We start from the raw sequence: 11,455 nt of genomic DNA on the forward strand, positions 1-11,455 counted from the left end.
TGACAGTACCAAATTAATTCTTAAAAGAATAACTATTCTTATGTACACCTGCTGTAAACAAGATTAAAAAATTTCCATGACAGTTTAACATTAATGTAGCTTGAGTGGATTTTTATTAATCAGTTATAATACTTGATTAAAATTGGCTGTATTTGCAAGAACCTAACACTACTTTTAATTAATATATTCATTAATACCGCGTTCACAAAGTAAAAAAAATTATAAAAGTTGTTCTAAAGTTTAATATTGAGAAATTTCTTGCAGTAATTAACGATAATGCTTATGACTTATTCCTTTAAAGAACTGCATAAATTACTGAAAAATTTGGCTTGAAAATTGATTGCAGTAACTACCATATCAAGGAATTTCTTTAAATTTTTTAGATGAATTATACACTTGTATATAAAAACAGTGTTGATAATTTATATCAACACTGAAAATTATAAAACTACATAACTAACATATTTAATTTTCAAAGACCATGGTTGTAACAAAAAATTTAGAAGGTCAAGAATCTTGTTTATTACATAGCACTGTGAAAATTAAAACAAACTAATAGTTATGCTCTAACTTAATATTTAGTCTAGTTTAATTTGGTCTTGATAAAATTACTTAAAGTCATTAAGCACAGTGTCCATCAAGTACATGTTATGTTTTAGACTACGACTAAATTGTTGCTACGTAGAAGAAGATAAATAATCGCTTATTGTTGAACTAACGTGCGCTACTTGAAGTATTACATTTGTTAATTAATTATCTTGATTAAATTAGAAATCGTTTAAGTAGGTTGTAACAAGCGCTATACATTTTTCAACAAGATATCAATTCACTTATGGTAATGCCACTTTGATAAAACTGAATTAAGTTATTTCTAATTGCTCTATTTGGTGTTAATAAGATGGTAATGTGTGATTTAAAGTGACTATTATGATTTCGTGGAATAGTTAAATTCAAAACATCATATTGGGTCTTAAAAGTAAGTTTATAACTGCCATTACATTAATTTACAAAATTAAAACCATGCAATTTTTAGATCCGCAGCTTAAAAAGCAGCTAATTCATTCTGGATTAATAGCTTGTTCCAAATATTGATGAAAGATTTCTGCTACCATAATATCTCTGTTAAACTAGTTTATAGAGGAAACTTCCTATAATAAATATAGAATTGAATACTTTTATCATAAAGAAGAACTTTTCCTTTTATAATCTCTAAAGAAGTTGTATTTACGTATAATTATTTAGACACTCAATTATCATAATAAGGTTCATCATTAGTTAAATTTATATTATAGTTAGTAACATTAATTTTTTTCTTTTTTCTTTTTATCTTAGTAAGACTTAAATTATCAGCCCGATTAGTATACAAACTATTTCCATATTTACTAGCTATAGACTCAATTGTTCCACCATGACTTACTAATAATATCTTATCTCCATTATTAACTAGATTATCTAGTTTATTAAATCCATTATCAATCCTTTGCCAAAATTCTTTCGAATTTTCTGCATTATGAAATGGATCTGATTTCTTAGTAAAATCTTTTATCTTATCTAAACCAACTTTTTTTGAGGCTTCTTCATATGATCTAATTCCATAAGGAAATAATATCATATACCAAGCTTCACCAGAAAACATTCCCTCAAAATATCCATAAAATACTTCTCTAAATTCTGGTAATATTTGTAAATTTAAATTTTATTATTTATATTAGATTGTATTATTAATTTGCATGTAGATATAGCTCGTCTACTATCAGAAGAAAACACTTTATTAAAAGTTACATTTTTTAATTTTTGAGATGCCTGCTTAGCAGATATTATACCTTGAGTAGTTAAGGGGGTGTCAGACCATCCTTGTATTTTTTTATAATTATTAAACCAAGTACGTCCATGTCTAATCATATAAATTGTATATTCCATAAAATTCTCCCCTAAATATATTTAGATATTTAATATAAATTTTATATATATCATAATTTTTGACAAATTTCGATAATCTCTTTATTTGGCCCATAAAAATTAAAATACCTTATTCCATTATCCCAAAATGGTAATGATTTTATATTTTTATCAATTAGTTGAAGACCGAGTGATTTAATCCATTCAAACACTGATTCAATATCGCTTGTATCTAATGCAATATGGTTAATTGCTCCAGCATGATTATTAGTTTCCAAAGATTCCCAAATTTCTAAAATCAAACCATTTAATTCCAAAAAAGCAACGCAACTCCCATTATTATCTTCTTCATCTATTATTTGAAATCCTAAAGTTTGATAAAAAATCTTTGTTTCATTCAGAATATTAGTTGGAATACCAATATGTTGTAAACCATTTAATTTATTCATAACTTATCTCCTAAAAACCAGACATATAATCTGTATGATATTGTAAGTTTGTAAATTTAACAGCACCTTCTGTAACGGCTACACTTAAGGAATTACCTGGTTTACTATACATACGAGTACTTAAAGCTACTCCATCAATATATAAAATAGCAATATTATCATCAACAATTAATTTTAAATGGTACTTTTTATTGGATACTAATTTTAATGGCCTTTGTAAGCCTTTATCAAATAACTGAGGCCATGGATAATTAGGACTTTTATCAAATTTTAGTTGATTTTTAAATAAAGAAATAGTGTATTCATAGCAATCTTCTGTATCTTCATTTTCAAATAGTCTTATTGAAACTTCTTTTGTATTACTATCAATTACTACATCTGTTTCTAGCAAAAAATAATTCGGAATATTCGATAAAATTATCTTCTCTTTTTTTGCACTTTTGTTAGTTATGTTCACATCACTAATAAATTTTTTAGATTTAAAATTATTAGTAATCGTTTTTGGTAAATCAACACCTAAAGTTAAATCAGAACGTTGAATAATTTGGTGAGGTACCAATGCACCACCCCAGTCATAATTACCGAGATCACTATTATTTTCCTTAGTTGCAACCCATCCTGTCAGATAACAACCAGTATTATAGTTTCCGACTGTACGAGCAGCATAATATGCCTTACCATCAAAGGCCTCATCTAAAGGAGAATACCACTCGCCAAATAAATCATTACTCATCCGATATTTTGTAATCTTATCTTTAGAATATTCTGAAAAAATCAAATACCATGTCTTTCCTATTTTAATAATTTGTGGCATTTCTACCATATTAAATTCTTTTGGATTCCAAAAGTCACCTTTAAAGTTCCATTTTTTTAAATCTGATGATTCAAAATAAACCAATCTTCCTGTAGGTTTTTTCTTGTTTGATGGCAAACGAGCTCCCAAAATCAAAATATATTTTTTATTTTTTTCATCAAAAACTACTGTTGGATCACGCCAATCGTTATTGTCATATCCTTTTTGAGGAATTAATTCTGTAGCATTCCCCTGCTTTTCCCAATGAATCAAGTCATGACTTGTTGCTTGCATTAAAATTTCAGAAGTTTTCTTAGCTAATTTTGCTGGCCTATTATGACCTGTATACAAGGCAATTGCTTTATCGCCCGCATCAATGACACTACCAGCATAAATAAATTGATCCGCATCACTATCATTACCATGATTAATTACTTCACCATAATCATGAAAATCAACAAAATCTTTGGTTGTTACTAAGGACCACCCAAAAGGATCTGTTAATGGGCGGGGTTGGCGTGTATCTCTTTGGTGAAATAAGTAATAAGTTCCTTGATAATAAAACGGCATGCAATCTCCAAACCAATATCCTTTTGGTTGATAATAAACTTTTTGCATCATTCATCTTCCTCACTAATACTTTGCAAATTCAAATCACTAAAATATTTAATGGAATTCATATTTTTAATATGTTTAATAACATCTTCTAAAGGTAGATTTTGTTCTCGTAAATTTAACACTTCAATTAAAATAGGAAGATTTATTCCTCCCATTAACTCAAAATATCCAGTCCATTTAAAGCTTTTTTTGGCAAATTCATTGAATGGAGTTCCACCAAACAAGTCAGTGAGTACTAGAGTATCTTTATTCAAAATTGGTTTTATTAATTGATCGATTTTATGAGAAAATGCATTAATTCCTTCATTGTCTAATGTTATCGTATATATATCACTGCATGATTTCATAAAAATATTAGCAGTTTGAGATAATTCATTAGCTAAATTACCATGAGTTGCTATAATTAATTCAAACATAATTACCTCTATATTTATATTTTTAAAGAAAATCTTTCATATATTCTAAAGAATCTTTTGGCGTTTGTATTACTGTTACTTCAACACCAGCATCAATTAGGTCTTGAAAAGCTTGTCGTTCTTGTTCATTTATATTAATCGTTGGCCGAATTCTTTTTGTACCAGAGCGTCTAGATAAATTACCTACATTTACTGTTTTAATAGGCAAACCATTATCTAATAAATATTTAATATCAATCGGAGAAACTGCAACAACTAAAACTCTTTGTCCTTCGTATTTTCCATTTAAGATATTATTTAGAGCCTTCTCTTTAGTAATAATTGATGTGTGAACATTGGGTGGAGCTGCTAAACGAACTATGCTTTTTCTAGTTATATCATTTGCAACTTCATCATTTATTACCATAATTCTTGAAGCATTTAATTGATTAGTCCATTGAGTAGCTACTTGACCATGAATCATTCGATCATCAATTCTAATATGAATTATACCTTTCATTTCTTTAATCATAATTTCACCTACTTTAATATGTGTAAACCAGTCAAAACAACAGAAACAATTAAAACTATTAAAATAACATAAACAGGCTTTACTTTTTTACTCAATAAATAATATACAATAGCAACTACAGCTGCTGGCAAAAGACCTGGCATAATTTGATCTAAAATTTGATTACCGGTCATCGATAATTTACCTTGTTTAAATGTAAATGCCCAGTTTACTTTAACTACAGTTGCTATTAAAGCCCCAACAACCATTAAACCTAAAATAGAAACAGCATTTGTAACTGATTTTAAAGTTGTTTCTATTTTAGTAAGAAGATTGGTTCCAGAAATTAGACCACCTTTAAATAAAGGATATGCTGTTAATCGCAAAGCTATAGAGACTGCTAACCAAATAAAAATACCAACAGAACTTCCTTGTAAGGCCATGTTAGCAGCAATAGCTCCACAAATAGTCCAAGGTATAACTACAAACAAGCTATCTCCAATTCCTGCTAAAGGGCCCATAAGGCCAGTTTTAAGTGCACTAACAGCCTCTAAAGATTCTTCTTTTTGTTTTGATTCAATTCCAACGTTCATTCCTAAAATATAAGGAGCTGTATATGGAGTAGTATTAAAAAATTGTAAATGAGCAAGAACAGATTTTTTCATTCCTTCTGGATTATCTTTATAAGTTTCTTTAATAAAAGGTAACATAGAATATGCATATCCTAGTCCTTCCATTTTTTCATAATTTAAGGACGTAGCCCCATTAAAAATCCATCTAGTTACTATACGCTTATATAATTTACTAAGTTTTTCTTTACTCATCTTCATCTGCACCTCCTGCTTCAATGTTCAAATTTGATGATTTATTACTATTCTTATAAGTAATTAACGCAATTGCAGCACCTAATAAAGAAATTCCTAAAATTGGCACCTTAAGATATACTGCCAAAACAAAACCTACTAAAAGATATGCAAAATAATCTTTGGTTGGCAAATATTTTAATAACATTCCTATACCAACTGCAGGAAGTATACCACCAGCTACCTTTAAACCATTAGTAATCCATAATGGAATATACTTGATGATACTACCTACTATTTTAGGACCTACAAGTACAGTAAATAGTACAGGTAATCCTGATACAAAACTTGTATTAATAGTAGCCAAATATTGCATCAATTCTAATTTACGATACTGTTCTTTTTCGGCATATTTTTCGGCTTTTTGTTGAAAATAAATATTAGTCGACCATTTTAGAACATCTAATTGAACAATTAGCATTGCTACTGGAATAGCAAGAGTAATACCGATAGATGCATCCTGTTTAGTTGAGACTGATAAATAAGTTCCTATTAAAGCTGCAGTTTGATAATCTGGTACAGATGCACCTCCAAAACTAGTAATTCCTAATGTCATCAATTGTAAAGTTCCACCAATATATAATCCTGTTGTTACATCCCCCATAATCAGACCAGTTAAAAATCCAGCTACCACTGGCTGTGCAGTACCAAATTTTGGACCTTCTTTATCATAGTTAATAAAAAAGCCATAAAATACAACCAATAAAGTTTGCCACAGTTGAACATGCATATTTAATTCCTCCTTTTTATCATTCCAATTACTTAATAAGCAAAAATTGTGCCAATATTTTGTTGAATAACACTAATTAATTAGCAATAATATAAAGGCTAGTGTTGAAATTTTATCAACACTAGCCCCTGATGCATCAACACTAATCTTTAAACTGAGATTCAATAATTTGATAGATATATTCATATTCTCTTAACGGAATAGTGATATTATATTTTTCTTTGATGGGCGAAAATATCGCTTCTGAATTGTGCAAAAATTGTTTTAATTTAGGACTGGGATTAGAAATAGGATCATCCGCAACATCTCCTGTTAATAATCTTTCAATCATTGAAGACAAATGCAAATATAAATTTACTTGAATAAAATTTTTAAAAACTACATGATATTGCTGCTCTAAAGCAGTAATAATATCTGCAATTTCATTAATTACCTTATCAGGATTTAAAAATTGTAGACGCTGACTTGCCCCTTCAATAGTAAATAATTTGATTAATTTATTGGTAAATTGTTTTAATTGCTCCTCAGTATATAAATTATGCAAGCAGTCCAAATTTTGTGTGCCGTTAACTACTTTTTCAATATTTATACATTCCACTCCAGCAATATCAATTTGAGAAGTAGCAATAATACAAAAAGTATTCTTAAATGTTGTTTGTGTATGTTGTTGCTTCAATTTTTGTAACTCATCATAGTCTAAAGTCAAAATTTCTACTGAACTTTGCGGTAGAAAATCTTCCAAAATATCTTTAATCTTTTCTGCTACTCCTTGACCAGACATGCACGAAATAATAATATTTTGAGTTTGTGCGATACCTTCAAAATATTGGCTTTGAACATTAAAAGGAGTGTAATCCATTTGTGTAAAATATTTCATTGGTTGATTTTGCTTAAGTGCAAAGCCAATTTGTAGTGCTAAAGCGGTCGAAACATTATTTAAAATCAACAGGTCGCCGTGAACATTACTTTTAATCTCAGTGTACATTTTTTCAAGTGAACCCATGTCTACTAATAGAATTAGTCCAGCTTTTGTGTTTACCTGTTCAACATACTCATTGACTTTATCAACTATTTCTTTAGTTTTTACATTAATTGGCATATCAAATGAAGTAAATGCATAATCTCCAATTAATTGGTTAGCTTCGCTAGCCAAACTAGTAGCAGAATGTCTTCCATGCATAATAATTAAGGCATTACGTTCACTGCTAATTGTTAAATTAAGTTTTAAGTATGCCGAAATCATTAACAATAACAAAGAATTATTCTTGTTTTGATGTGTCAATTGCAAAATTTTTTGTGCTATTTGTAAATATTTATAAGTGTTCTTGAAGTTAATATTAATTGTCATTGAAGAATGATAATCACCTAGAAGATTAATCAGTAATGCTATATCAGATAAGTGTTGTGGTAAAAATTGCAAACCAAAAAAGCTTAATTTTCCTAATTTAGTTGTCAAATTGTGCAATATCAGCTGATATCCCATATCGTCATTAGAACAGTATGGTTTAATTGCTATTAAAAAGCGACGTAAATGACGACTAACATCAGTAATAGTTAACGTGGCAAAATTCTGTTGAATAATTTCGGTTAATTTATTTTGTGATAAAGTTTGCCAATGTATCACCTGTTTAGAAGAAATTAATTCATAATGTTCTAGATTAGTTTCTGGAACAAAAACTTTTTTAGCAAGTTTCTGCTGGCTATAAGCTTGAGCACAACTGACTTTGATTTTATTTTGGAGAGCACCCACATTACCTTCTAAATCACTTTGCAATAGCTCTTCTAATAAACGCGTTGATACTGCTAAAGTACTTTGCAAATGTTTAGCTTCATTTTGAAAAAAGCGCCAAATCAATTGTACTTTTTCACGATGCGTTCGTGCTTGAAAATCTGGCAAGACAACTTCTAGAGGAATTCTACGTCGAAAAGTTGCTAATAATGTAGTTTTAGTATCTTCTGTCGTTGCTAAAATAATCCTAATAGAAGCTTGATGCCACTGATCATCTTCTCCTAAGCGATGAAATTTCTTTTGATCAATTAATAAAAAGAGCTTTTCCTGATTTTCTTGTGACAAGTTGTGTACTTCGTCTAAGAATAAATATCCCCCATTAGCTGCATCTAATAGTCCTGTTTTATTACTATTAGCACCAGTAAAAGCTCCCTTTACATACCCAAATAAAACTGAAGATAGTAATTCTGGATTATTTGCATAATCGGCACAATTCAATGTTATAAAAGGTGCATTTTCATTAATCACATGTTGAGTAATTGCATATTGATAAACTTTTTTAGCTAGCATACTTTTGCCAACACCACTATTACCCCGAATAATCACCGGCAATCCATCTGGTGGATAATTAACAGCCGCCTTACATTGTTCAATAATCGGTGCTAAACTTGCATCTGCTCCAATCACATCGGAAAAAGCTTCCTCTTTAACTGGCAGCCAAAATTGTGTTGGTCTAGTATTAGCCTTTTCTAAAAATCCTTTTTTGTACAATTGATTCAAATAACTGGAAGCCATACTCCGTGATAAGTGTGTCAATTGCATAATATGTTGAGCTGTGAATTTCTTTCCTGGACGATAATTTGACTCTAAACGCTGTTCTAACTCTTGCAACGTTGACATTTATCTCACCTCACACATCAACACTAGCATAGTGTAATCGTTTTTACCAGAAATAATTATTAGTGTTGGTTATGAAGCGAACTATAGCGACTATTATCGTCTCTGTGATTCTTAATATATTTCAATGATGAGTAATTGATACAATTATTGATGAATCAACTTTTATTTTTTAACCAACAGTCTATTTTGATACGCGATTCTATGTTAACTCGAGCAATGATTTCATCAGCTAATTATTAAAAAAAGCATTGATAATTTCTTACCAATACTTTCGTACAGAGAACTAAATTTATTTTATTAGCGCATCACGCGCGTGCCATTTTGTTTATTCATGACTGCTAATACATCAGATTCATTAACTAAATTCAAATCTCCACTAATAGTTAGCTTTAAGACACTAGCAGCTATTGCAAAATCAAGCTGCTTTTGTGGATCAAAGTTATTGATAATTCCATGCATTAGACCAGCTCCGAAGGCATCCCCAGCAGCAACACCTTCCCAGACATGCATTGGATAAACTGGGGTGTCATAAACTTGGTCATGATTAACCATTAACCCCATCCATTGTGAATCTTCTACAGATTTAATATTACGTAAAACACTAGCTACAGTTTGCACATTCGGATATTTCTCGATAATTTTTTTCATCCCTGCGATAAAGTCAGCTTTTTGCTCGATGCCGTGACTCATATCTCCGTCAAAAGCCTTAATTCCTAAAGAAGCTTCAAAATCTTCATCATTGGCCAAACAAATATCAACATAAGGCATAAGCTTGTCCATCGTGGCTTGAGCTTGAGTAGTTGTCCACATTTTGCCACGATAATTCAAGTCACACACTACTTTAACCTGATTCTCTACACAATATTGACAAGCAGCTAAGATTGCTTGGGTTGTTTCAGAAGAAATTGCTGGTGTAATTCCGGAAAAATAAAAATAATCTGCATCAGCCAAAATGCGATTCCAATCGTATTCATCAGCTTGTGATAACGCAAAAGAACTACCTGCACGATCGTATACGACACTTGTGTTTCGTACACTAGCACCCTTTTCAAAAAAATAAATCCCCAAGCGCGGTCCACCTTGCAAAATTTGTGAAGTATCTACTCCATAACGACGTAATGTTCCTATTGCTGCTTCTCCTACGGCATGATTTGGAACTTTAGATACAAATTGAGCTTGATCGCCAAAAAGCGCCAAAGATACAGCCACATTAGCCTCAGATCCTCCATAAAGAGCAGAAAATTGATTTGCTTGGATAATGCGTTCATTTTCTTGTGGCTTTAAACGCAGCATCATTTCCCCAAAAGTAACTACCTTTTTCATTATCTACTCCTTTTCTGATCTAATCCGCAATAATTCTTGATGATAAGCTTGAGCTTGTTGAGTTACAGCGGCAAAATCGTTTTGAGCAGCTGCACCTGTCAAATTGCTACCAGCACCAACAGCTACTACCCCAGCTGCAAACCATTCATGCATATTCTCCAAATTGACACCACCAGTAGGCATAATATTAACCTGTGGTAGTGGTGCTTTAATCGCCTTAACAAACTTTTGTCCCAAAACATTTCCAGGAAAAGCTTTAATAATCTCTGCTCCATAACGCATTGCTGTTTGGACTTCGGTAATTGTCATGCAACCAGGTAAATAAGGAATTTGATATTCATTGCATAATAATGCTGTATCTTGATTAAAAGAAGGACTGACAATAAACTTAGCACCCGCTAAAATTGCAATACGTGCTGTAATTGGATCTAACACTGTACCTGCTCCAATAACCACTTCAGCATCAGCAGCATATTCTTGAACTAATCGGGTGATATTTTGATCAGCCGCAGGAGCCGTAAATGTCATTTCAATCGCTTTAATATCACCCTTAATACAAGCAATTGCAGTTTGATAAGCTTGATCTTGAGAATCACCTCTGACAACTGCTACCACTCCGGCGCGTTCTAAAGCGTTAATAGTCTCTGTTTTTTGCATTATTTTTCCTCCTTACATACATTCATTAACGAAATAATTATTTTTTAAAAAATAATTTAATTTATTAGTAACACTAATTTTAAAGTGTTTAAATGATTATGCGTAAATACAATTTCTCTTGAGATTATAAAAGGTAATATTTTTTTCTTATGATGAAAGTTTTAAATTCTATATCACCATAAGGCCGAACCTATGAGCTGGTTGATCAAATATATTGCGATAACAATAGTCCAAAAACAAGATTTAGACAAAATATTTCGTTAATATTTATAACAAGCTATTAACGACTTGATAAAGCACAAATTAGATACTTTTTAAGACACAAATCCTACGATCAACACGACTTTAATTTTGACAATTCATTTAATAATAGTTTATCACCATAAATTTAAGACACAGTAAGATGCTCTGAATTTAATTATTAAGCATGATCGTAACGACAGCTTTAATAATCACATATTTCTACCCTATTAATCACAAATAATCTAGTTAGAAACAACCATAATTCAGTTTTATCAAAAAGACATTATCATTAGTGAAATTGCTGATTTTATTGAAAAATATATGATGCTTATTATGCACCTCCAA

General features: G+C 30.6%; 11 protein-coding genes and 1 pseudogene. All 12 read right to left on the reverse strand.

Features of this window, described 5'->3' with window-relative positions; all coding sequences use genetic code 11:
- Window positions 1-810: 810 nt before the first annotated feature.
- Window positions 811-984, reverse strand: a pseudogene (locus DS830_RS09060) (IS256 family transposase); the annotation flags it as partial.
- A gap of 262 nt (window positions 985-1,246) precedes the next feature.
- On the reverse strand, window positions 1,247-1,636 hold the full coding sequence (locus DS830_RS06130) for a phosphoglycerate mutase family protein (protein WP_118908659.1): 390 nt from the start codon (window positions 1,634-1,636) through the stop codon (window positions 1,247-1,249).
- 53 nt (window positions 1,637-1,689) lie between these two features.
- Window positions 1,690-1,920 carry a phosphoglycerate mutase family protein gene (locus DS830_RS06135; RefSeq protein WP_118908660.1) on the reverse strand — a complete coding sequence of 77 codons (231 nt, stop codon included), beginning with the start codon at window positions 1,918-1,920 and terminating at the stop codon, window positions 1,690-1,692.
- Window positions 1,921-1,970: 50 nt separating this feature from the next.
- A complete protein-coding gene (locus DS830_RS06140; protein WP_118908661.1) occupies window positions 1,971-2,348 on the reverse strand; it encodes a VOC family protein in 378 nt (125 codons plus the stop codon).
- A gap of 10 nt (window positions 2,349-2,358) precedes the next feature.
- Entirely contained in the window at window positions 2,359-3,762 is a 1,404-nt protein-coding gene (locus DS830_RS06145) for a glycoside hydrolase family 32 protein (protein WP_240366792.1), read from the reverse strand.
- A complete protein-coding gene (locus tag DS830_RS06150) occupies window positions 3,759-4,175 on the reverse strand; it encodes a PTS sugar transporter subunit IIA (protein WP_118908663.1) in 417 nt (138 codons plus the stop codon). Before DS830_RS06150 ends, DS830_RS06145 begins: the two co-directional genes overlap by 4 nt.
- A 22-nt stretch (window positions 4,176-4,197) precedes the next feature.
- Window positions 4,198-4,686 (reverse strand): PTS sugar transporter subunit IIB, encoded by a 489-nt coding sequence (locus DS830_RS06155; protein ID WP_118908664.1) that lies wholly within the window; start codon window positions 4,684-4,686, stop codon window positions 4,198-4,200.
- Between the two features lie 8 nt (window positions 4,687-4,694).
- Window positions 4,695-5,495, reverse strand: a complete 801-nt coding sequence (locus DS830_RS06160) for a PTS system mannose/fructose/sorbose family transporter subunit IID (RefSeq protein WP_118908665.1) — start codon at window positions 5,493-5,495, stop codon at window positions 4,695-4,697.
- Complete coding sequence (locus DS830_RS06165) at window positions 5,482-6,258, reverse strand: PTS mannose/fructose/sorbose/N-acetylgalactosamine transporter subunit IIC (protein WP_118908666.1); 777 nt, start codon at window positions 6,256-6,258, stop codon at window positions 5,482-5,484. Before DS830_RS06165 ends, DS830_RS06160 begins: the two co-directional genes overlap by 14 nt.
- A 142-nt stretch (window positions 6,259-6,400) precedes the next feature.
- Window positions 6,401-8,887: a sigma 54-interacting transcriptional regulator gene (locus tag DS830_RS06170; RefSeq protein ID WP_118908667.1), complete on the reverse strand. Its 2,487-nt coding sequence runs from the start codon at window positions 8,885-8,887 to the stop codon at window positions 6,401-6,403.
- A gap of 297 nt (window positions 8,888-9,184) precedes the next feature.
- On the reverse strand, window positions 9,185-10,210 hold the full coding sequence (locus DS830_RS08875; protein ID WP_162887536.1) for a sugar kinase: 1,026 nt from the start codon (window positions 10,208-10,210) through the stop codon (window positions 9,185-9,187).
- 3 nt (window positions 10,211-10,213) lie between these two features.
- On the reverse strand, window positions 10,214-10,867 hold the full coding sequence (locus DS830_RS08880) for a bifunctional 2-keto-4-hydroxyglutarate aldolase/2-keto-3-deoxy-6-phosphogluconate aldolase (RefSeq protein WP_162887537.1): 654 nt from the start codon (window positions 10,865-10,867) through the stop codon (window positions 10,214-10,216).
- Between the last annotated feature and the right edge of the window lie 588 nt (window positions 10,868-11,455).

It is taken from the genome of Bombilactobacillus bombi, assembly GCF_003522965.1.
GTDB classification, from domain to species: Bacteria; Bacillota; Bacilli; order Lactobacillales; family Lactobacillaceae; genus Bombilactobacillus; species Bombilactobacillus bombi.